This is a genomic window from Bradyrhizobium sp. HKCCYLS20291, from assembly GCF_051167715.1.
Taxonomy (GTDB): Bacteria; Pseudomonadota; Alphaproteobacteria; order Rhizobiales; family Xanthobacteraceae; genus Bradyrhizobium.
The window spans coordinates 137,664-158,688 of sequence record NZ_JBNPTO010000006.1 but is presented as its reverse complement, the minus strand read 5'-3'; the positions used below and the strand labels follow the sequence as shown (position 1 = coordinate 158,688).

At 63.7% G+C, this 21,025-nt stretch carries 19 protein-coding genes; 5 read left to right on the top strand and 14 right to left on the bottom strand.

The features are described 5' to 3' along the window. Positions 1 to 115 precede the first annotated feature (115 nt). From ACQR07_RS15780 to ACQR07_RS15730, 11 genes are all read right to left on the bottom strand, one after another. On the bottom strand, positions 116 to 616 hold the full coding sequence (locus ACQR07_RS15780) for a DUF2285 domain-containing protein (RefSeq protein ID WP_394017823.1): 501 nt from the start codon (positions 614 to 616) through the stop codon (positions 116 to 118). A gap of 22 nt (positions 617 to 638) precedes the next feature. Next, the gene (locus ACQR07_RS15775) at positions 639 to 935 is read right to left on the bottom strand and encodes a transcriptional regulator domain-containing protein (RefSeq protein ID WP_434903175.1); all 297 of its coding nucleotides are present in this window, start codon (positions 933 to 935) and stop codon (positions 639 to 641) included. 140 nt (positions 936 to 1,075) lie between these two features. Next, positions 1,076 to 1,339, bottom strand: coding sequence for a DNA -binding domain-containing protein (locus tag ACQR07_RS15770; RefSeq protein WP_086089428.1), 264 nt, complete (start codon positions 1,337 to 1,339; stop codon positions 1,076 to 1,078). A gap of 164 nt (positions 1,340 to 1,503) precedes the next feature. Further along, entirely contained in the window at positions 1,504 to 1,716 is a 213-nt protein-coding gene (locus tag ACQR07_RS15765) for a helix-turn-helix domain-containing protein (protein WP_086089427.1), read from the bottom strand. Between the two features lie 214 nt (positions 1,717 to 1,930). After that, entirely contained in the window at positions 1,931 to 2,254 is a 324-nt protein-coding gene (locus tag ACQR07_RS15760; RefSeq protein ID WP_086089426.1) for a DUF736 domain-containing protein, read from the bottom strand. 575 nt (positions 2,255 to 2,829) lie between these two features. Then, positions 2,830 to 3,273 (bottom strand): hypothetical protein, encoded by a 444-nt coding sequence (locus tag ACQR07_RS15755; RefSeq protein WP_086089424.1) that lies wholly within the window; start codon positions 3,271 to 3,273, stop codon positions 2,830 to 2,832. Between the two features lie 177 nt (positions 3,274 to 3,450). Continuing rightward, positions 3,451 to 4,386, bottom strand: a complete 936-nt coding sequence (locus tag ACQR07_RS15750; protein WP_086089423.1) for a DUF2493 domain-containing protein — start codon at positions 4,384 to 4,386, stop codon at positions 3,451 to 3,453. Positions 4,387 to 4,706: 320 nt separating this feature from the next. After that, the gene (locus tag ACQR07_RS15745) at positions 4,707 to 5,756 is read right to left on the bottom strand and encodes a DUF7146 domain-containing protein (protein WP_394017650.1); all 1,050 of its coding nucleotides are present in this window, start codon (positions 5,754 to 5,756) and stop codon (positions 4,707 to 4,709) included. A gap of 2 nt (positions 5,757 to 5,758) precedes the next feature. Beyond that, the gene (locus tag ACQR07_RS15740) at positions 5,759 to 10,093 is read right to left on the bottom strand and encodes a strawberry notch-like NTP hydrolase domain-containing protein (protein ID WP_434903174.1); all 4,335 of its coding nucleotides are present in this window, start codon (positions 10,091 to 10,093) and stop codon (positions 5,759 to 5,761) included. Positions 10,094 to 10,324: 231 nt separating this feature from the next. Next, complete coding sequence (locus ACQR07_RS15735; protein ID WP_434903384.1) at positions 10,325 to 12,436, bottom strand: ParB/RepB/Spo0J family partition protein; 2,112 nt, start codon at positions 12,434 to 12,436, stop codon at positions 10,325 to 10,327. 104 nt (positions 12,437 to 12,540) lie between these two features. Further along, positions 12,541 to 13,503, bottom strand: a complete 963-nt coding sequence (locus tag ACQR07_RS15730) for an ArdC family protein (RefSeq protein ID WP_394017647.1) — start codon at positions 13,501 to 13,503, stop codon at positions 12,541 to 12,543. 331 nt (positions 13,504 to 13,834) lie between these two features. Between ACQR07_RS15730 and ACQR07_RS15725 the strand changes: the two genes are divergently transcribed. The 5 genes from ACQR07_RS15725 to ACQR07_RS15705 all read left to right on the top strand — a co-directional run bounded on the left by ACQR07_RS15725 (position 13,835) and on the right by ACQR07_RS15705 (position 18,452). Next, on the top strand, positions 13,835 to 14,608 hold the full coding sequence (locus ACQR07_RS15725) for a hypothetical protein (protein ID WP_086089417.1): 774 nt from the start codon (positions 13,835 to 13,837) through the stop codon (positions 14,606 to 14,608). A 6-nt stretch (positions 14,609 to 14,614) separates the two neighbouring features. Beyond that, positions 14,615 to 15,466 (top strand): hypothetical protein, encoded by an 852-nt coding sequence (locus ACQR07_RS15720; RefSeq protein WP_434903173.1) that lies wholly within the window; start codon positions 14,615 to 14,617, stop codon positions 15,464 to 15,466. An 8-nt stretch (positions 15,467 to 15,474) separates the two neighbouring features. Further along, the gene (locus ACQR07_RS15715; RefSeq protein WP_434903172.1) at positions 15,475 to 16,410 is read left to right on the top strand and encodes a hypothetical protein; all 936 of its coding nucleotides are present in this window, start codon (positions 15,475 to 15,477) and stop codon (positions 16,408 to 16,410) included. 147 nt (positions 16,411 to 16,557) lie between these two features. Continuing rightward, positions 16,558 to 17,631, top strand: coding sequence for a hypothetical protein (locus ACQR07_RS15710; RefSeq protein WP_394017645.1), 1,074 nt, complete (start codon positions 16,558 to 16,560; stop codon positions 17,629 to 17,631). Further along, positions 17,628 to 18,452 (top strand): hypothetical protein, encoded by an 825-nt coding sequence (locus tag ACQR07_RS15705; protein WP_086089413.1) that lies wholly within the window; start codon positions 17,628 to 17,630, stop codon positions 18,450 to 18,452. Before ACQR07_RS15710 ends, ACQR07_RS15705 begins: the two co-directional genes overlap by 4 nt. 93 nt (positions 18,453 to 18,545) lie before the next feature. On the opposite strand, the gene ACQR07_RS15700 is transcribed toward ACQR07_RS15705, so the two are convergent. From ACQR07_RS15700 to ACQR07_RS15690, 3 genes are read right to left on the bottom strand one after another with little or no spacing between them, the layout of a single operon-like run. Continuing rightward, positions 18,546 to 19,064, bottom strand: coding sequence for a hypothetical protein (locus tag ACQR07_RS15700; protein WP_086089412.1), 519 nt, complete (start codon positions 19,062 to 19,064; stop codon positions 18,546 to 18,548). Between the two features lie 34 nt (positions 19,065 to 19,098). Continuing rightward, positions 19,099 to 20,391, bottom strand: a complete 1,293-nt coding sequence (locus tag ACQR07_RS15695) for a type II toxin-antitoxin system HipA family toxin (protein WP_086089411.1) — start codon at positions 20,389 to 20,391, stop codon at positions 19,099 to 19,101. Continuing rightward, positions 20,381 to 20,722 carry a helix-turn-helix domain-containing protein gene (locus ACQR07_RS15690; RefSeq protein ID WP_086089410.1) on the bottom strand — a complete coding sequence of 114 codons (342 nt, stop codon included), beginning with the start codon at positions 20,720 to 20,722 and terminating at the stop codon, positions 20,381 to 20,383. The genes ACQR07_RS15695 and ACQR07_RS15690 overlap by 11 nt, the downstream gene beginning before the upstream one ends. Positions 20,723 to 21,025: the final 303 nt, after the last annotated feature.

Genomic DNA, 21,025 nt, shown 5'->3' with positions numbered 1-21,025 from the left:
ACGGATCGGAGGCAAGCGTGACGGAAGATCGGCGTCGTGGGGGAGACCCGCCCCAGGAGGCCTCCTGAAGTGTCCCCTTCGTTTGGCGCCCGAGAGCTCGGCGGGGCGGTCGCGGCTAGCGCCGGCGGAAGCGCCTCGCACGTTTGGCGTCGCCGCGCAGTAGCGCGAGATAGCCGCCGTTTGTCATAAGCGTGGCGCGCGCGATGATGCGGTTGATGCGCTTGCGCAGTGCTGCGTTAGTCCATTCGATGGCGGGGATATCGCGCGCTTGCGGATCGAGAAGGACCGCTGCGATCTCACGACGCGACGCGCCATCCCGAACACCATCGAGCGCGCGGAGTTGGAGCGTGAACCTGCTGCGCTGATGCACCGAGAGCTGCAAGCTGCGCATCAGGGGACCGGACCGCTCGCCGGCCAGGCGTCGCTCGAAACGCTGAATGGCATGCATGCGCGCGGCGCGGTCGTCATCGCGGGGGATGATGAAACTGCTGCCGCGCGCATGATGACCGCCGACGAACCAGACCTGATGATAGCCGTCGGCGTCAGCGAGGAGAAGATGACGGCCATCGCCGGTCGTCACGCTCGCCAGGATCGGCGAGAGATCTTCGAGACGGATGGTTCGCGCCGCGATGAAGGTCTCAGGCGCGGGAGCAATAATAACAGCGGATGGCGAACGTTCTGGTCGCCATATGGAAGGCGAGTTCCAGGCAGCGATGTCGGGGGCATGCGCGAAAACTCAAACCCCAACGTCGTGCGAGCCTGTCCATTCCGGCGGCATGCTCGACGACGCCTGACGCGATCTGATCCTGTGTGACGCGGTAATCTTCGCTGTAGTCGTGATTGCGGCGGAGGAACTCGGCGGCGAATTGCGGGCGATCGAGGCTCATGAGTTTTTCGGCGGTGCTCGCAGATCGCCAGTCGGACGCAGGTGGCATGATTACTACCCTCCCATCGACTGATCCTTGGTACGGATCGCAATCGTTGAGTATTGAGAGGATTGCAACGTCAGCTAGATATTAAGATTGAATGACGCGATAGCGTCGGGTTTGACCTCGGCGTGCGCTGCACGCGAGGGCTATTGCATGCGCGGTTCGAGGAGATTCCGATAGCCTTTATCTCTCATCCAGTGTGCGCGTGCGAGATGACTATCGTGCACGAGCTTGGCGCGCTCCGGATGCTTGTTGGGATCGAGGCCGAAAATGATCGAGACGGCCTCGCGCCAATCCGCGCCTTCGGCCTCAGCATCCAGCAGCCGGATGTAGCTCGCCAGATGTTTCTCGTCATAGGAACTGACGCGATCAAGCTGCGGAGGACAGTCTTCGAAGGGGGTAATGGTCACAGGTTTACTCGTGCGCTCATCCTTATTTACCAGAAATTAGCCAACCGGAATTGATTTCGCGCTGGCATCACGTAGGCGGCATTACGCTATCGCCGAATGATATCGAGCCATGCTCGCCCAGCAGACCGCGTATTTTATAATGCGGACCTGGGTCGCACCCGACCTCACGCTCCGCGCCGGAAGAACTCCACGGGATCCGTTTCAAGGACGTCGGCGAGTTTTTCCAGCATGTCGATCGTTGCCGCATGCTGTTCGCGTTCGAGCATTCCGACATAGTTGCGATTGATGTCTGCACGATCGGCAAGCTCCTCCTGCGACAGGCCTTTAGCCTGCCGCAGCCGGCGCAAATTTCTGGCCACGGTCTCGCGCAATCGCATGCGGGAGACGTCGCCGGATCACTAATATACTGCCACCCAGTATACTAGGGATTCGTCGGGCTGGCGAGTTTAATGCACGTGGAATCCGAGCGTCTGGTTGAGCGTCGACGCCCCCCCCCCGGGCCGATGTCGGGGCCCGGCGGCCTGAGCGAGGCGTCGCGACGCCATGCCAGAACCCCGCCCGGCGGTCCGGGCGGGGTGTCGGAAGGCTGGCTCAGTCGGCGTTGGCCTTGCGGCCGCGCGACCAGATGAGCGTGTAGCTCTCGCCGTCTTCGTCGTCGAAGAGGTTCGCGTAGATCGGCGCGTTGAAGCTCGGGTCGTCGAGCTTGACCGACAGGTAGTTGCGGCCCTCGGTGGACCGCTTGGCCCAGGCGGCGCCGATCTCGGCGCGGCCGACATAGACGCGGTGGCTCGGGGCGTTCTCGTTGGTGCCGTTGCTCTCCGGGACCATGCGGACGTTCTTTGCCTGGAAGCTGAGCGTGACGATTTCGCCGACGAAGCCCTGCTCGGTCTTGGTGAAGGTGCCGATGTTCGCCATGATAGTTCTCCTTGCTTTCTGTTGCCGAGCCGCGACCATCGCGGTCTCGATGGCGACCGACAGGCCGGAGACGATCGACGCCGCATCCGAAGGACCGAAGCGCAGCGGAGGATGCCAGGCAGGCAACTTTCTTGTCTCGCGAGGAATGGGCGAAGCCCAGGGGAAGAAAGTTGAATGCCGGCATTGCGGCTAGTCGAGCGAGGCGCAGCCGTTGTCCGGCCAGGTCTGGCCATCGTAGAGACCCGAATGGACGCGCTGCTCGAAACAGGAATAGTGCAAGGAGAAGCCAGCGAACGTCACCACCACGAGACCACGCGCGCGCCGATGCTGAAATCGCTCTGCCCTGCTGCAGGCGACGTCTCGCATTCCCCAAGACACGCGGCGGCAAAGAACGCCCGGCCATCGCAACATCAGTCCGCCGGAGCCCGGCGCGCCGCGGCGACAAGCGATCCGCCGGCCGCACACTCACTGTCACGTCAGGCCTGAAAGCACCCTGCTTCGGCTTTGCTCCGATCAGTACCCTCACTGAGCGACACGGCGCAGCACTCGACTCATCAGGTAGCGGCGTCGCCGGACTACGACAGTGCCGGTCTTCCATGCCCGCTGGAGCCGTCGGGGGGAGATGCCGCAAGCCGCGTCCAGGCCGTCACGCCGATCACGATCGCGCCGATTACGGCGAAGACTTGCCGCCAGAGATCGGACGTCATGGTGAGGCCGGAGAGCCCAAACGTTGCATAATAGCCGGCAAGCGCAGCCGGCACCGCGAACATCAGTGCGACCGCGATCCGCAGAAAGGGCGTGCGGACGATCGAAAAGATCGTCTGGCCGATGACAAGTGTGAAGGCAGCCGCGACTAGGCCAAGAACGATTGCGCCAAACGGGCCTGCGCCTACGCCGTGTGCGTAAGGGCCAGCCGTCATGCCGACGAAGAACGGCAGCGCGTAGATCGCGAGCGTGAACAGCACCCAGCAGAAGAAGCCGAGGCCGATGATGTTGAGGACGATGCCGAGTGCGAGCATGGTGGATCCTCCCGTGACAACAATGACATGGGTTGCGCCTTCCACCACCTCCACGGCGCGGTCGGCAGAATAGCAGAATTCGCGCGAAACGACAGCAATGGATCGGCTCCATCGCCATGTTTCGTCGCGACATGCGTTTCGCGAGCGCGAGAGTCCCTGCGATTGAAGCGGCGGCGCTCACGCGCCGCTCTTTCCGAGTTTCCAGACCGGAATGCCGAACCGGCGCGCCTTGTCGGCTAGGTTTTCCTGGATGCCCGAGCCCGGTGCGACCAGGACGCCGATCGGCAACGCTTCGAGCATCGCGTCGTTGCGCTTGAACGGCGCAGCCTTGGCGTGCTTCGTCCAGTCGGGCTTGAATGCGATCTGCGGCACCTTGCGGTGATCTGCCCAGCGGGCGGCGATGCGTTCGGCGCCCTTCGGCGATCCGCCGTGCAGCAGCACCATGTCGGGGTGCTTGGCGCGGACCTGATCGAGACGATCCCAGATCAGGCGGTGATCGTTGAAGTCGAGCCCGCCCGTGAAGGCGATCTTCGGACCGGCCGGTAGCATCACTTCGGTTTCGGCCCGGCGCTTGGCTGCGATGAAGTCGCGGCTATCGATCATCGCCGCGGTCAAGGTGCGATGGTTGACCATCGATCCGTTGCGCGGATGCCAATGCGATCCGGTGTGGCGCGCGAAGTGCTCCGCGGCCTGATCGCGGAAGAACTCCATCACGTTGCGCCGTTCGACCAGCGTCATGCCCTCGGCCGTGAGGCGCTCCAGTTCGACGGAGCGGATCTCGGAGCCGTCCTGTTCACGCTGGCAGCGCCGCTGCGCCTGCTCGTTGTCGTCGAGCTGGCGCTCGATCCGGCCATTGGCGCGATGGAAGAGGTTGACGGTCGACCACAGAAAGTCTTCGAGGTCCGGTTCGAGGCGAGTGTCGGTCAGGGTTGCCACGAGCGCATCGAAGATGTCGGCGACGGCACCGGCGACATTACGCGCTTCGGGGAGCGGTCTGGGATCGGGCTCGTCCTGGAAGGGGCGATAGCCATGCAGTTGCAGTTCGGTGAGGATGGTGTCGGTGGCGGATGCGGCGTGCGACTCGTAGCCGGTGTCGTCATAGTCGGTCGTCATGAGGTGCTTCCTTCTGTCGGATCGGCCGCGCCCATCGCGGCCTTCATGGCGACACAGGGCGGCGGGCGGACCGGACCTGCACCGCGGCGCGAGGCGCAGCGGCCGGAGCGAAGCGGAGGATGGCGGAGGACGGCTATTTTGCTTCGCGATGCAAAGGCGCGTAGCGCCGGCGGAAAATAGCCGGCCGCAGCCATTGCCGGCCCGGGCCGCTTGCCGCACGGTCGCCCTCGCAAGAAGGCCGTGGCCCGGCCCTCTCCGACGGAAGCGCCTTCACACGCCGACACAGCGGCAACGCGCCGGTCACCCGTTCCGGCCACATCTCACAGACGCATGAAGCGTGCGACGTCCTCCGGCACGAGTTGAACCCGCACGGCCATCCGTAGCGCATCGGTGCCGAAGCGGCGCAGATCGGCGTTGAAGTCGTCACCGTGGGGCGACAAGACCACCGCGTCGATTCGTGCCGCGTGGGCACGGTCGAAGAGACTGGCCATCGCGCCGTCGCCTGCCGGATCGTTGTCGCGCACGATATAGAGCCGGCGCAGCGTCGCCGGAAATACAATGGCGGCGAGATGAGCGGCCGAGAGCGCGGCCATCATCGGCATGTCGGGCAGGACGCAGCGAAGCGACAGCATGGTTTCGATGCCTTCGCCCGCGGCCGCAACGTCGCGCACCACACCGAAGCGCACCGCGTTGCCGAGCAGATGGCCCATCGCGCGCCGCGGCGAGTCGATCGGCGCCTTGCCGAGCGTGGTGGGGTCGAAGCCGTTCGGATCGAGCCAGGTCCGGTGCGCGCCGGTGATACGGCCGTCGAGATCGGTAACGGCGGCGATCATCGCCGGCCAGGTCTCGGTCGGCATGTCGCGATCGGGACGATAATAGCAGCGTGGGTGGAAACGGAGATTTCCGGTTTCGGGCAAAGCCGTGATGCCACGATTGCGCAAGTACGTTTCCACGAGTGTGCGCGGAATCGGGTGCGACATGGCAAACAGGCGCCGGGCGGATTCCGGCGATCCGACCGGAGCTGGTGTCAGACGCCGCTTCAACGCGAGTTCATGTTGCGGTCGCGGAAAGCTCAGGAAGCGCCTTGCTTCCGTCTCGATGTCGCGGAAGTCGTCGAGCGCGCAAGTCGCGCCGATGATATCGAGCAGGTCGCCATGCTCGCCGGTCGCGGCGTCGGTCCACTTGCCGGCAGCGCCCTTGCCGGATTCAGGGCCGCTGAGGCGCACGAACATCGAGCGCCCGGGCGTGTTGTTGACGTCGCCGACCATCCAGTAGCGGCCTTCGCGGCGACCACTGGAGAGATAGTGCCGGCACACCGCCTCGGCCTCGCGCGCGAGACGGCGTGCCAGTTCGGCCGCATGTCCCGGCATGATCAGGCCACGCGCTCGGCAACGCGCGCAACCGGATATCGGTCGAGCACTTTGCGCAGGACATCCACGCCGGCGGCATCGGTCGGCACGAACATGCGCAGCTTCCACGAGATGATCTCGTGGAACAGGCCGTAGGCCGTGAGCCGCTCGCGCATGGCACCGGCGAACCCGGTCAGTTCGATGCGGTTCGCGCCCATGACGCGGACACGGCGAAGCTGAAGGCCTTCAGCGAGATCGAGGATGGTCTTGCCGTCGAGCAGAGCCGAATGCGCTGCATCGGGCGTCAGCGTCGAGGCGCCGATCGCGGTCGCACTGGCAACCCAGGCCGGTGACACCTTGCGGCCGATGATGCGTTCTCCATCATCGGTCTGGAGCCGATAGACGCGTGTCGATTCATTCGGCAGCCGCTTCCAGATCGGCAGCAGGAGACCGGCGACAATGTGAATCTCGCTGTCGGTGAACGCCGGCACGTCGGCCAGTTCGGCCGACCAGACGCGCGCGAAGCTCTCACGATCCGCCTCACGCCAATGGGTCTGTGGCATGGTCGCAAGCGCGATGACCGGGTGCTCCATGGGCCGGATCAGGCGCACGCGACGTTCGACCTGGCCGTCATCGAGCATGACGCTGCGCGCCGGCGCCTGCACGGCGGCGCGGCCGGATTGCGTGTTGACCAGCAGCAAGGCGCGCGGATCGGAGAGATGCTCCAACGCCTCGTCGAGCGTAACCGGCCGGTTGCGCTGGCGTTGCGTGATCGTCAGCAATCGCGTTTCGGCCTCGGTGTTGGGATGCGTATAGATGGTCTGCCGATCCGTGACGCTGAAGCTCTCGGCCGTCAGCGTCTCCAGGCCAACATCATAGGTGCCGGACGCGATCGCGCCCTCGACCCGTGCGGTCAGCAACTGCTCGAAGGCGACGAACAGGATGTTTTGCAGGTCGATGGTCAGCGCCAGCAGACGGTTGAGGAACGTCGTGATCGGCGGGAGTTCGTCCTTGATGCCGTTCGCGTCGGTCAGCTTCAGTCCCGTGGCATCCTCAAAGGTCTGAAGCGAGCAGCTTTCGACCTTGCCCATGACCAGAAGGAGATAGAGCTGACGCAAGGCGTCGCGCGCATAGTGACTCTCGAGGTTGTCCCCGGGGCGGAACAGGCCCTGCCCGCCGGTCTGGCGCTGCCCCTTGGTGATGGCCCCGAGCGTGTCGAGGCGCCGCGCGATGGTCGAGAGGAAGCGCTTTTCCGCCTTCACGTTGGTGGCGATCGGCCGGAACAGCGGCGGCTGCGCCTGATTGGTGCGATTGGTACGGCCCAGCCCCTGAATCGCCGCGTCGGCCTTCCACCCGGCCTCCAAGAGATAATGTATGCGCAGCCGCCGGTTCCGGACCGACAGTTCGGCGTGATAGCTGCGTCCCGTGCCGCCAGCTTCCGAGAACGCCAGAATACGCTTGACGTCATCCATGAACGCCTGCGTCTCGGCGAGGTTCGCGGAGCCGGCACGGTTCTCGACGACGAGGCGGTCGATCCGGTCCGATCCAGTCTTGCGGATAATGCGGCGCGAGCGGCCCGTGACCTCCGCCACCATGTCCGTGCCGAAGCGCTGCACGATCTGGTCGAGCGCGCCATGCACGGGGGACAATGACGCGAGCTTCTCGATCAAGCGATCCCGGCGTGCGACTGCGTCCCGGCTCTGCACCGGCTGGCCGTCGCGATAGACTGGCCGTGACGACAAGTTTCCTTCGCTGTCCGTGAACGGCTCGTAGAGCTGGGTCGGGAAACTGTGCGCCAGATAATCGAGCACGTATTCCCGCGGGGTGATGTCGACCTGCACGTCGCCCCATTCCTCGGTCGGGATTTCGGCAAGCCGGCGTTCCATCAGCGCCTCGCCGGTCGAGACGATCTGGATCACCGCGGCATGACCCGCCTTCAGGTCACGCTCGACGGACGCGATCAGCGTCGGCGTCTTCATCGCCGTGATGAGATGGTTGAAGAAGCGCTGCTTGGCGCTCTCGAAAGCGGAGCGCGCGGCGGACTTGGCCTGCGCGTTCAGCGTGCCGGTCTCGCCGGTGACGTTCGCCGCGCGCATCGCGGCATCGAGGTTGTTATGAATGATCGAGAAGGCACCCGCATATTCATCGTAGATGCGGATCTGCTCATCGCTCAGACGGTGCTCGACCAGTTCGTACTCGACGCCCTCGTAGGAAAGCGACCGCGCCGCATAGAGGCCGAGCGCCTTGAGATCGCGGGCCAGCACTTCCATCGCGGCGACGCCGCCCGCCTCGATCGCCTCGACGAACTCCGCGCGCGTCGCGAACGGGAAGTCTTCTCCGCCCCAGAGGCCGAGGCGCTGCGCATAGGCGAGATTATGGACCGTGGTCGCGCCCGTCGCCGAGACGTAGAGAACGCGCGCGTTCGGCAAGGCATGTTGCAGCCGCAGTCCGGCCCGGCCCTGCTGCGAGGCTGCGACATCGCCGCGCTCGCCCCTACCGCCGGCGGCGTTCTGCATCGCGTGTGATTCATCAAACACAATCAGGCCGTCGAAGTCCGCGCCGAGCCAGTCGACGATCTGGCGGACGCGCGAAGCCTTTTCGTCGCGCGCATCGGACCGCAGCGTCGCATAGGTCGTGAACAGGATGCCTTCGGCGAGCCGGATCGATGTGCCCTGCCGGAAGCGCGACAGCGGTGTTACCAGCAGCCGCTCCATGCCGAGCGCCGACCAGTCGCGCTGGGCATCCTCAATCAGCTTGTCAGACTTGCTGATCCAAACCGCGCGGCGTCGGCCCTTCAGCCAGTTGTCGATGAGAACGCCCGCGACCTGGCGGCCCTTGCCGGCGCCGGTGCCGTCGCCCAGGAACCAGCCGCGCCGGAAGCGCACCGCATCTTCGGCATCATCCGATGCGGCCGTGACGAGATCGAAGGTCTCGTCGACGCTCCAGGACCCGGCGAGGAAGTCGGAATGGGCCTCGCCGGCATAGACGACGGATTCGAGCTGGGCATCCGAGAGCAACCCGCCTCGGACGAGGTTCGCCGGCAGATGCGGCCGATAGGTCGGAATCGGCGGCGCGACCGACGCCATCGCGGCCGACTGCACGAGCTTCGTCGGATGCGCCGTCGATCCGGGAATACGGATCGACTGCAATCCGTATTCTTCGTAAATCGCATCCGTGAGTTTACGGCTTTCCGTGGGTGCCCACGCGACCTGCTCATAAGCGAGTTCGACGGCCTCCGGATCGGCCGTCGATGTCGTGGACGCGGACGGCCGTGAGACATACGCGCGAACGGTCCGCGGAATGGCCGCGCGCTGAACCGTCGGAGCGATGACGTTGCCCGCGATCGGTAGTCGCGGCGGGACGCGCTCCGTGACCCAGCCGAGCAGCGTCGTCACGTCGGGCGCGACATCGCGATACGGCGGAAACACCGTCGTATCGTCAGCCGGCAGACGGTCGATCACGGTCAGGCGCGTGTCGATTGTGGTGCCGTGCTTCGCATAGACGGCACCGTCGATGGCGGCGGAGAACACGACGCGGCCGCGCTCCTGCAGGTGCACGAAGGCGTCGGTCCACGCGGGGTTGTCGGACGCGAAGCTCGCGCCGGTGATCGCGACCAGGCGTCCGCCTTCGGGCAGTCGCGCAAGCGCGGATGCGATGTGCCGCAAGGCCGCATCGGCCATGCGCCGATCGACATGCGCGACCGCCGAGAACGGCGGATTCATCAGCACGACGCTCGGCACGATCCCGGCATCGAGGTGATCGTCGATCTGCGCAGCGTCGAAGCGCGTCGTGGAGACGCCGGCGAACAACCGCTCGAGAATGCCAGCGCGGGTATCTGCGAGCTCGTTGAGAACGAGCGCTGCGCCCGACAGCTCGGCCAAGATGGCAAGCAGGCCGGTGCCGGCCGACGGCTCCAGCACAATGTCGGCTGGCGTGATCGCGGCAGCGACGCTGGCGGCGAAGCCCAAGGCGATCGGTGTCGAGAACTGCTGAAATGCCTCGCTCTCTTCGGAGCGGCGCGTGTGGGTAGGAAGAAGTCTTGCGAGCTTGGCAAGCATCGGCAGCATAGCCGCGTCCGAGCCGGACCTCGCCCGCATCGCGGGCCCGAACCTGCGCACGAACAGGACGCTCGCCGCCTCGCAGGCGTCGTAAGCCGTCTTCCAATCCCATGCGCCATCGGCGTCGGAAGCGCCGAATGCGGTTTCCAGCGCGGTCCTCAACATCGGCGCGTCGATGCGGCGGCCGTGTTCGAGGTGGGGAAGGAGAAGGCGCGCGGCGACGAAGACTGCGGACGCCGGATCGGCGGCAGGGACAGGGCTGGCCGCGGGGACGGCCGTGGACACTGAACGGCGGGACATGGAGGGAGCCTCGCGAGAGCGGGGACGGATCAGCCGCCCGGACGCTCTCTCGATCCACGGCGGCTCAAATCCGTCCCGGCCCGCCTCTCCCTCTCCTGCGCCAACGCATGAACGGGCCAACTCCAAGAAACAGCGAGTTGATCGTGGGCATCGGTTCGCGCAGGCCGGTCTGACGAACAAATGTCGCTGTTGAAAGGAAGCGGGACGGCCGGAGCCGCCCCGCTCGTGGAGTCATTCAGCCGCAACGGCGTGGGGCTGTTCGTCCTCGCCGGTTTCACCCACCTCGTCCTCGTCATCGGCGAGGAATTCGGGAAGCGGTTCGCCTGTGGTGTTGGGTTCGCCTGATGCCGCAGCCACCTCGGCAAGGCGCAACGGCTCGGGAAGCCAGCCCATGCCATCGAGCAGCCGCTCTGCCTCCTTCGCCATCTCGTTCTTCTTGAGATGGCCGATGAGTTGCACCGACGCCTCACCCTTTGCCTCGCGCACGGCTTCGAGGATGCGGCTCTTGGTGACGCGACCAAGATAGTTGTCGACTGTCGGGCGCCAGCCTGCTTCCGCCATGTCGAGATTGACGGCACGTGCCAGGCGATCGGCCTGATCGATCCGATGGCGCAGGCCGTGCGCCGACACGCCGGTGCCGCCGTATCGATCAATCTTCTCGAACAAGGCATTCACGCCGAACGACACGCAATGCGCCAGCAGCGCCGAACGGCTGGCGTCGTCGAGCGCGGCGAGCCAATCCCACAGTGCAACTTCGTCGTTCGGCATCTCCGCCGCCCAGGCCTTATTCCTTTCGTCGATGGCTTTCGCCGGCGGGGAGTCCTTCAGGTCGGATGCCTGCGCAGAGAAGTGGACCTGCCGAACTGTTACCTGCAGACAGCCGTTCGGCATCTCACGCTGGAAGGTATCGAGGCAGAGCTTGTGTAGCAGCGCCGTCATCGCGACCTGGGGATTGGTCGCTACGGCGTCACGCAGCGCGAGCGAGCGATGGGCCGTCAACTCCATCACGAGGCGCTCAGGCAACGGCTTGATGCCGTCGTCTTCTTCGTCCTCGGCCTCAGGCTGGCCGCTAACCGTGATGACGGTCCGCCGTACGGATGACGCGTCGGGATCGACAGCGTCCGTGTCAGAAGGGTCGGCATTTGCGTCTGCGCCCTCAACCGGCGCTTCGTCGTCCGGACGCACGAAACCGCGATCGATCAGCAGGCTGCCATCGCTGTCGATGCTAACGAAAACCCCGGCGCGGGTGATGTCGGCCGCATCGAAGATATGCGGCCGATTGTCGAAGGCGGACAGCGCCTTCTCGATCTCGCCGAGGCGGGCGTCGACCTCGTCGGGAATCTCGTCGGCGTCCTGATACTCGGCCTCGAGCTTCGCGTGCTCGGCTTGCAGCGCTTCCACCATCGCCTGCTCCTCGGCCGTGATGTCTGCAGGCGTTCCCTCGAGCTGACGGAAACCGTTGTCATGGCCATAGGGAAAGCTGATTGCGACCTCGATCCATTTCCAACCCTCGGCGGCAATGGTCTCCGCATCCGCCTTCAGCTTTTCGGTGACGAGACGCTCGAGCAGCGGCACGTCCTGCCACCAGCCGCCATCGTCGCGCTCGAACAGGTCGCGCAAAACACCTCCGCCGGCGGCTTCATATGCCGCGACGCCGACGAACTGCGCCCGCTTGTCCGACGCACGCACCGTATCCTCGGTGAGCATGCGCCGGATCTGGTACGGCTCGTCATAGCCAGATTTGCTGACGTTTTCCCAGACCAGCTCCTGTCGCGCGTGATCGCCGGTCACGGAAAAGGCCATGAGTTGTTCGAGCGTCATGCCGTCCTCTGCATAGACCTCGTGCAGTTTCGGCGACACGGATGCCAGGCGCAGGCGCTGCTTGACGATCGCCGCGGTCACGAAATGCCGCGCGGCGATGTCTTCCTCGCTCATGCCGAGAGTGCGCAGGGTCTGGAAGGCGCGAAACTGGTCGAGCGGATGCAGGCCGACGCGCTCATCGTTCTCGGCGATCGAGTCGTCCTCGGCGATACCCCCTTCGCGGACGACGCAGGGAACGAGCTGCGTCTTCGCCAAACGCTTCTGCTTCACCAGCAGTTCGAGGGCGCGGTAGCGGCGACCGCCGGCCGGCACCTCGAACATGCCGGTCTCGTTGCCCTCACCATCAAGGACGGCGCGGACGTTGAGGCTCTGCAGCAAAGTGCGCTGCGCGATACTCTCGGCCAGTTGCTCGACCGACACGCCGGCCTTGACGCGGCGTACGTTCGACTGGCTGAGTACCAGCTTGTTGAATGGGATGTCACGCGAGCGCGACAGAGTGATCTTCTGCACGGCCTTTGCCATGTGAGTTCTCCACGACGGGCGGCCGAAAGCCTCTCTCTCGACCTCCAACCCGTCGCGGGAAAACCCGCTCCCCTCTCCCTCTCTGGCGACCCAACCCACGCCTGTCACGCGGCCTCCTGATCTCCGACGGCGATCTCAGCGAAGGCGCTGGCAAGCGGCTCTGAGCGGAAGCCGAGCAGCCAATCAGCCGCTTTGCTTGCCTGCGACGCGGCGCGGACGATCGCGCGATTGTCCTCGCGCAACACGTCGAGCCACGAGCCGATATAGTCGGCATGGCGCACGGTCGGCACGATGCCGAGCGACGCGCAGGAGAACGCCGCGCACAGCTCAGCGATCAGTTCTTCGAAGGCGTATTTCTTCGAGCCGTGCGCGCCGGACAGGTCGCGGTTGAGGCGTGAGCGATGGCCGCTGGCGTGGCCCAATTCATGCAGGGCTGTGCGGTGCCAGTTGATGGGTTCGAAATACGCGGCAGGCGGCGGCACCTGCACGTAGTCCTCCGATGGAATGTAGAAGGCGCGGTTGCCTCCGATACGAAAGTCGATGCCGGTCGACTTGATGAGCGCTTCTACCTCCGGCTCGATCACACCGGGAGGTGGCGGCGGCGCGATGGTTACGATCTCGTCCGGCAGCGCATCACACTGGTCGGTGTTAAACACCGTAAAGCGCTTTAGGAACGGAATCGCCTGCGGTTCTTCCCCGGATTCTGCCGCGCGCTTCTTCTCATCATTGGGAATGAAGCGGTCGGCATAGACGACAGTCGTGCCGCGCTCACCCTTGCGGACATGGCCGCCGAGCGAGAGTGCCTGGCGGAACGTGAGCCAGCTCTGGCCGGTGAAGCCGTGCTCGATCACAGACCCCCAGAGGATCAGGACGTTCACGCCGCTGTATTGCCGCCGAGTGGAAGCGTTTTGCGGCATTGCGAGGGGCGCCTTTGCGGCAGCCGTACCCCAAGGCTGGACCCAGGGTACGCGACCGGCCTCCAATTCGGCGATGATCTTGTCGGTGATTTCGTCATAGAGGCTCGCCCGGTCCTCGCCGGCGCGCGCACGATAAGCATTTCTCGACATCGCGGGTCTCCGCGACGGGCGCCGCGAGCCTCTCCCGCGGCTTCCAACCCGTCACGGCCCACCCGGCCGGCACTCTCACTCTCCTCCTGCGCACCAGCAGCGCACGCGGGCGTCGGTTTCACCGAACGAATCCGCAAGCGCCGCGTCAGGGACGGAAGCCCGGAGGGTGAAGACCCGGCATAGCCGGGGCTTCAGCGACAGCCGACGGCGCGGTCCCGCAGGGAGACGCCCGATCCATCTCGGATAGCGCCTTTGACTGCCACTTTCCGCCGAATGCCCCCAAAAGCATCTATTGTCGGTTCGACCAGGACAGTGACCACGGGCGGGAAACATGGCGGCGGCGTCTGGCGACGATAATGAGTCAATTGAAGAGCATAAGCAGGCGCTGATTCATCCGGCGGCGATGCTTTACGGTGTTCAGAAGATGTTTGGCGATCAGGCCAGAGTGAAGGCCAAGCAGGCTTATGGACGCCTCATCGACGCCCACCTTCTCGTCGCCGGCGTGCTGGGCGCCGGATTGCTGCGCACCAATGGCGTGGTGACACCGATCACTGCCACGTCGGAAGAGCGCAACGCACTCTTCGCTGGATTTGTCATTGGGCTGAACGCCTGCGAGAGCGCCATTGAAGAAGCGCGCTATCTGCAAGCGCACGCGCTGCTGCGACAGGAGATGGAAATCCTGGCGCAGCTAAAGGCGGTCCGCGAAGGTCGGCGCAAACCGAATGGCTCCCCCAATGTGACGGCGCTCGAGAAATCCCTGCGCCGGCTCTATGGCGATCTCACCGCTGCGGCGCATGTGTCGAAGCACGACGTCGTTGAAAGCGTGACTGCCTGGGATGGTCCTATGGAAGATCTTCCTGGGCCCACGGCCATGACCCGTTACTTTCCCGAGACCGATACAGGCCTGGCCCGTCGATCCTTTGCGCTGCACATCACCCTGATGATCCATTTGATCGAGGAATTGAGCCTCGACTACGACGAGCGCCATCCCAATCATGCCTTCACCGACCGCGAGCGCGCAGCGCTCAATCACGCCGTGAAGCTCATGATCGCGGAGGGCCTCGTGGAATCTGACGATCCCGAGCCGCTGAACAACCAAGGCTGACCACCGATGCTGAGATTCAACAACCAATGGCGGTTTGACAGTCCCGGTCCGATCGAGCCCGGCGTCGTCAGCGATTTTCTCAATCTGATCAACCGCATCAGCGGTCAAGGGTCGCGAAAGGCTATCCTCGAACACTTCAAATCGGCTTTCGCCGCCGCAGCCGGCATCCCCTATCATTCGAGCAGCGACGCGAGTTGGGCCGCCAGCGATCTCGATCGGGCGATGGACGAGGCCGCTGCTAACGCACCCTTGTTTATCGACGCCTTTTACTCCGGATGTGAGCAGTTGCAGCAGCGCAATCCCGAAATGGCGCTGCCCGACGCAACGCGCATCAACCGCATCCTGACCGAGCATGGGGCCGGCTATCAGATCGATCTTCCGAATCTCATCGCAACGCGGACTCACATTCCGATCACGGTTCCTGAGCAGGCCCCTTCCCTCGATGCTCAAGCTCGCGCCCTGATCGACACGGCCCTTCAAGCGACGGAGAGAGCTCTCGCCGAAGGCAACGGCCGGCAGGCGGTGCAAGAAGTTCTATGGCTTCTCGAGACGGTCTCGACCGCTTTCCGAAGCGACGAGATTTTCGACGGCTCCATCCAGGGCCGGTATTTCAACAAGATCATAGGCGAACTGAAATCACGTGGTCGTGGCGGCCATCAGGATCAGATCCTGCAATGGATGATGACGCTGCATGGCTATCTGTCCTCGCCGACCGGTGGCGGCGTTCGCCACGGCGTCGATCTGCGCGATGGGCTCGCGTTTCACATCAACGAAGCCCGCCTCTACTGCAACCTGATCCGCAGCTACATCACCTTTCTTATCGGAGAACACGAACGCCTGAGCGGGCGCTCCTCATGACAATGTACATGACCAAGACCTGGGGTTTCAGCGTGCCCTGCGGTCCGTTGCAATTCAGTCTGAGCGGATTTCGGGACCGCGCTCGTGGCTTGCTCCAACCTGGCGATCTTGTGGCCATTGTCGGCACATTCGGCGCCAATACGCCCGAACAGGAACGCGGCATGATCCTCGGCCTGTTGGAGCCGTCGACGGTGGTCGTCAGTTCGCTCGATTATTTCGACCTCGACGCGGTGCGCGAGGTCGATCGCGACGAACACGGCAACTATCGTTGGCCCTTCGGCCTTGAACTCCGCGCCGCCTGGCGTTTCACCGAACCCCGAACCGCGCTAGGCGACATCTCGGCACGGCAATTTCATATGGATTCCGCGCAAGGCATTGTCCCGCTGCTGCCGAACGAAGCGGACGCGATCCTTAATTTACCGCGCGAGTCTGTGCCGCTGCTCAGCCCGCTGCGCGCGAGAGTCCGCGTGGAAGGGCTTGACGCCGCCCGGCGGAGAGCCGCGCCTCCCCCATCAACGACACGCACCGGCATCATGCACCTCCGGCGCGCACCGGCCTTTACTTATGCCATGAGGCTAGAAGGTGCGACGACGTCCGCATTCAAGATCGGCTGGGCCTTTGACTGGAAGCAGCGCGAGCGGCAATTCAATCAGGCGGCCATGCCTGCGGCCGGCGGGTTGCGATACCGCACGGTCTATCACGAGATATGGGAGACGGCGTTCGATGCCTTTCGCATGGAGCAGGCCCTGCTGCGCCACTTCGACTCGGCGCGCCATCCGCAAAACCGGGAGGTCGTCTCCGCGGTTGGGGAGGATAAGCTCTTGGCGGCGTGGATTCGCTGTCTGCAGGCGACGAAACAGACCCGGCAGCTCCAGACCGAGGTTCCGGCTCGGCCTGTACAGGGTTCGAGTCCCCGATCCGGCGACGAAGTTCGGTCGATTTAATACCGCCTTCCAGGCAAACCATTGAATCTAATTGATAATTCTGAACGTTCGTGCAGCCTTAAGAACTTGTGAACCATTGCCTTGCGGCGCCGGAGTCAGAACACTACATGAACAAACTAGGGCAATTGCGCCCAAGCGGGGGAGTTCATGTTCGAAATTGATTTCCTGCCGGTCGGCAACAGCAACGGCGACGCCATTTGCGTCCAGTACAGCGTGCCGGGCGGCGTCCTCGTTCATGTGGTGGACGGCGCCTACAAGGACGTTGGCGACAAGATCGTCGCGCACATTCAGACACATTACGGCAGCTCCTACTTCATCAACCACATGGTGCTTTCGCACGCCGACGATGATCACGCGACCGGTCTGGTCGAGGTGATGAAGAAGATGAAGGTTCAGAATCTCTGGATGAACCGGCCGTGGCTGTACGCCGCGGAGACGCTTCAGCACTTCCACGGGCGCTATACGCTTCAGGGTCTGATCAACAAGATGCGCGAGCTGCATCCCTATCTTGTGGAGCTCGAAGATCTTGCGGCCAAACAAGGCACCATCGTGCACGAAGTGTTCCAGGGCGCCACGATTGGCAACTTCACGGTGCTTGCGCCGTCGCGCGCCCGCTATGTGCGGTTGGTCCCGGATCTTGAGAAGACGCCGCAGCGCATGACCACCGCGGATTCGGCCGGCAACTTCCTCCTCGAAGCGCTGCGCAAGGCACGGAACAAGTTGCTGGAGACATGGGACATCGAAACGCTTTCAAACTCCCCCGACCCGACATCGGCGTCGAACGAGACCAGCGTCGTGCAACTGGGCGAACTCGACGGGCAGCGCATCTTGCTGACAGCCGACGTCGGACCGGAAGGCCTCAACGAAGCCGCCGACTACGCAGCGCTGCTGGGCAAGCTGAAGATCCCCAACATGGTTCAGGTGCCTCATCATGGCAGCCGGCGAAACGTCACGCCGAATGTGCTCGACCGCTGGCTGGGAGGAAAGGTCGCCAGTGGCGTCACCTGCGGAAGCGCGATCTGCTCGGTCGGCGATGGCCAGCCCGAATATCCGCGCGGCCAGATCAGCAACGCCTTCTTGCGCCGCGGCTATCCCGTGTATGTGACGCGGGGCAGCACGATCATGCACCATTCCGGCAGCAGCCGTGGTTGGCCGTCGAGCACGCCCGTTCCGTTCCAGGCCGAGGTCGAAGACAAGGCGGCGCCGGGTGTTGCGGCATGATCGAGCAAATGGGGTCTTCGATGCTTCGTTTCTTCGATGCCTACACCGTGAGGGCTCGGTTCATCCCCGCCATCCTCGCGGTCGCACCGGCTCTGGCCGCCCTGTTCTTGCTCGTGCCGTGGAAGGAGCTGGACCTCTACGTGGCGGTGACCACGGTGGCGATGCTGGCGCTGCTGTATGCGTTGTCCGACTGGGCACGGAAACAGGGACAGGCGCTCGAGCCGGGCCTGTACAGCGAGATCGGCGGCAAGCCGTCGGTCACGATGATGCATCGCTCTGACAACACGATCGACCAGGCCTCAAAGGATCGATACCGCGCCTTTCTTGCGGCCAAGATCGAGAAGCCGGAGCCGAGCGCGAACGACGAGCAACAGAACCCCGCCGCAGCGAATGCATTTTATGAACTTGCCGGGACGTGGCTTCGCACGCACACCCGGGATGCCAAGAAATTCCCGATCTTGTTCAACGAGAACTGCGCGTATGGCTTCCGCCGGAATTTGCTGGGCGCGAAGTGGACGGCGCTCGCATTGAACGGAATCGTCGTTGCTATTTGTGCGGCTGTGCTCGTCTATCACGGGACGCTCGACATCGGGAGCGCTGACGCGAAACGCGTTCTTGTCGTCCTGATCGTGGCTGCCGCCCATGCCCTGTATTTTCTTCTGGCCGTGAACCGGAAGAGCGTGATTGCCGCAGCGCGGACTTATGCGCGAGAGCTGATCTTGTCTTGCGAAACGCTCATCACGCCGAAAAAAGCCGCAACAAAGCCAGCAAAGAAGGCGGCAGCATCTCGCTCGAAGGCACCGCAACAGCCGTCACCCTGAACACATCAAGAGATCAGCGGCGGTCTATGTGTATGTCGCTGCCTTGCGCTCTCTTGCAAAGCGCGGTCGCACGCTCGACGCTGTGTCGGGCGCTTACTGCGCAAGTTCCTCGGCGCTCGGAATATCGATGATCTCGTGCCAATGCTTGATCAGCTTCTGATAGACGCCGGCCACTTTCGCTTGCGCGCTCTCAAGCTCTGACTTGGTCAGCACCTCACTTTCCAACGTCAGCACCCCTTTGCCCCTGACGCTGATGTGCTTGAGGTAGACTTCGAACTCTCGGGTCTCCTTGTTCACATCCATGTCGAGCGGGCCATGGGCGAACTTGTTTCGCGTCTTCACCACCTCGGCCGCTTCGCCGGCGATCCCGCGGATGATCTTGAGGATCGGCTCCGGCCGGCCGGCCTCGACCATCAGCGCTTCGAGCGCGCGGAATTTCGCATGAATCGATCCGAGCTGCGTCGTGATACAGGCGCCGCGCCGGTCCTCGACGTCGGCCAAGTACCAGATTGCAACATCGACCCAGTGCTCGAACTTCGCCCAGGTGGTGGTGATCCGGCCGATCTCGACGAGCGTCGATTCATAAAGATCGCGTTGCGGATGGCGCGCCATCTTGGTTCTCCGTCAGGCAGTCGGAATTGAAGGGTCAGGCCGGTGGTGCGGCTGGCGACATCGGGAGGCGAAAGCCAGGATAAACAAACGATCGGCTGATCGTGTTGCAGTCCGCTTCCGAGAGTCCCTCTCGCCGCGCGACCTCGTACCACTTGTTTCGAACCTGCTCTTCCATCTCCAACACGATTTTTTCGGCTTCGTCTTTTTCAAGCAGGAAGCGCATGCTTTGCGAGACGATATTTTCGGCGTTGGCATAGCGGCCAGCGTCGCCGCAGACCATGGCGAGGTCGCGTCGCTCCTCGCTGATCAACGGCGTGGGCGTGAGATCGTAGGCAGGCGAGAGCTTCCAATCCGGCGTCATCGCCATAACCGCATGATTGCGCGGGTGATCATCGGTGTTGGAGATCAATGCGTTGAAGCACATCCTGCGGAACAATTCGGCAGCATCGGCACGCGGGTTGGCCGAAATTCGCCGCAGCTCTTCAACCAGCAGAACGTAGGACCACCGGTCGCGTGTGTCGTGCCCCTCTTCGGCGCGCAGGAGTGTCAGGCCGCTGAGCATGCGGGCGCGGAGATAGCCGCCTTCTGCCCGCTCGCGATCAAATCGCTTGACCATGAGGACGTCACGGCCGCCGACGACGATCACCTTGCTCTCCGCCGTTGTGACACCGCACGCCCGTGCGAGCACGAGCATCGCATGCTCAGCGCGCGCGCTGTTCCATTTGTCGTCCTTCCTGTTGAACTTGGCGATCCATAGGCCGTCGGTGTCCTCGACGACGGCCTTCGGCCGCGCGCCGCCCATCGACGTGCCGACCAGCAGCAACTCCTCGACCTGAGCGGCTTCGGCATCGTCTGGGCGATCTTCTTCATCGATGATGGCATCGGCGATCTTCTGCAGCCGAGCGAGGCTCAGCGTCTTGTTGAAATCGCGCTTGGGCGCTGGAGGCTGCTGATTCAGTCCGAAGCCGAGCGCGCCTGCGCGGTCGTCGGGTGAGTGCAGCAGGTAGTCCATCTCGTTGAGCTGGGCTGCACCGACATGTCGCTCGATCACGCGGCGCCCCCAATAGTCCGGTCCCGCGTCGCGCAGCGCGCCGAACAGGCCTTTCATGCCGACAGTTTCGTAGGTCTGGCCGGCAAGCCTGAGTTCGATCGGATCGATCGGCACCGCGTCGGCGCGGGCGAGATAGCTACGGCCGTAGACCAGTCTGCCGATCGCAATGTCGCGCCTGTCCTTGGTGAGTTCAAACCGCGCCGCGGTGACCGGCGCGGTCTGACCGGGCAAGGTGATGTAGACGAAGCATTCCGTCGGCGTGACCTTAGAAGTCATTGTCCAATCCCTTCGGGCTACGGGCGTGGACACGATCCTGAATCAAGGCGAGACGCTGACCCTCCTCATCGAAGCGCGGATCGGCTGCATCACCAAGGCGATCGATCAGGCCGTAGGCCCACAGCAAGCCCGCATACACACCGATCTGCGTCGAGACCTTGCCTTTCTCGGCGTCCAGGATGGCACGACGGCCGGTCCCGATCTTGGCGGCGGTGGCGTCGACGGTCAGGTTGCGGCGCAGGCGGGCGGTCCGCAGATCGGCCCCTAGCTTCTTCAAGGTTCGATCGACCTCGAAGGGGGGCGCCTGGACGAGATTGTTCTTGGCAGTCATGGGCTCTTAAGGGCTCCAAATCCCGGTTTTCGTGCTCTTAAGAGCATATAGGAGGCAACTCCTTAACGGCAAGTATCTTATGCCCTTAAGAGCACCAAAAAGGTCATTCAGTGCTCTTAAGAGCACTCACCTCGAATAGGCGAGCAGCGACCAAGCCTACCGAATCGCGGAATTGTGCGGACTCCAAACACTCCCAGAGTCAATATCTTGTGGAAAAAGAATCACATTGAACCAAATATTGCGGAACTCCGATGAGTTCCTATCTCAGGTTCCAAAGCGCCGGCGACCCATCATTTTTGGGAC

Bases quoted from the DNA above. Each gene is read 5' to 3' on its own strand.
- ACQR07_RS15775 (WP_434903175.1), bottom strand. From the start codon at position 935: ATGCCACCTGCGTCCGACTGGCGATCTGCGAGCACCGCCGAAAAACTC.
- ACQR07_RS15765 (WP_086089427.1), bottom strand. From the start codon at position 1,716: ATGCGATTGCGCGAGACCGTGGCCAGAAATTTGCGCCGGCTGCGGCAG.
- ACQR07_RS15760 (WP_086089426.1), bottom strand. From the start codon at position 2,254: ATGGCGAACATCGGCACCTTCACCAAGACCGAGCAGGGCTTCGTCGGC.
- ACQR07_RS15755 (WP_086089424.1), bottom strand. From the start codon at position 3,273: ATGCTCGCACTCGGCATCGTCCTCAACATCATCGGCCTCGGCTTCTTC.
- ACQR07_RS15750 (WP_086089423.1), bottom strand. From the start codon at position 4,386: ATGACGACCGACTATGACGACACCGGCTACGAGTCGCACGCCGCATCC.
- ACQR07_RS15745 (WP_394017650.1), bottom strand. From the start codon at position 5,756: ATGCCGGGACATGCGGCCGAACTGGCACGCCGTCTCGCGCGCGAGGCC.
- ACQR07_RS15740 (WP_434903174.1), bottom strand. From the start codon at position 10,093: ATGTCCCGCCGTTCAGTGTCCACGGCCGTCCCCGCGGCCAGCCCTGTC.
- ACQR07_RS15735 (WP_434903384.1), bottom strand. From the start codon at position 12,436: ATGGCAAAGGCCGTGCAGAAGATCACTCTGTCGCGCTCGCGTGACATC.
- ACQR07_RS15730 (WP_394017647.1), bottom strand. From the start codon at position 13,503: ATGTCGAGAAATGCTTATCGTGCGCGCGCCGGCGAGGACCGGGCGAGC.
- ACQR07_RS15725 (WP_086089417.1), top strand. From the start codon at position 13,835: ATGGCGGCGGCGTCTGGCGACGATAATGAGTCAATTGAAGAGCATAAG.
- ACQR07_RS15720 (WP_434903173.1), top strand. From the start codon at position 14,615: ATGCTGAGATTCAACAACCAATGGCGGTTTGACAGTCCCGGTCCGATC.
- ACQR07_RS15715 (WP_434903172.1), top strand. From the start codon at position 15,475: ATGACCAAGACCTGGGGTTTCAGCGTGCCCTGCGGTCCGTTGCAATTC.
- ACQR07_RS15710 (WP_394017645.1), top strand. From the start codon at position 16,558: ATGTTCGAAATTGATTTCCTGCCGGTCGGCAACAGCAACGGCGACGCC.
- ACQR07_RS15705 (WP_086089413.1), top strand. From the start codon at position 17,628: ATGATCGAGCAAATGGGGTCTTCGATGCTTCGTTTCTTCGATGCCTAC.
- ACQR07_RS15700 (WP_086089412.1), bottom strand. From the start codon at position 19,064: ATGGCGCGCCATCCGCAACGCGATCTTTATGAATCGACGCTCGTCGAG.
- ACQR07_RS15695 (WP_086089411.1), bottom strand. From the start codon at position 20,391: ATGACTTCTAAGGTCACGCCGACGGAATGCTTCGTCTACATCACCTTG.
- ACQR07_RS15690 (WP_086089410.1), bottom strand. From the start codon at position 20,722: ATGACTGCCAAGAACAATCTCGTCCAGGCGCCCCCCTTCGAGGTCGAT.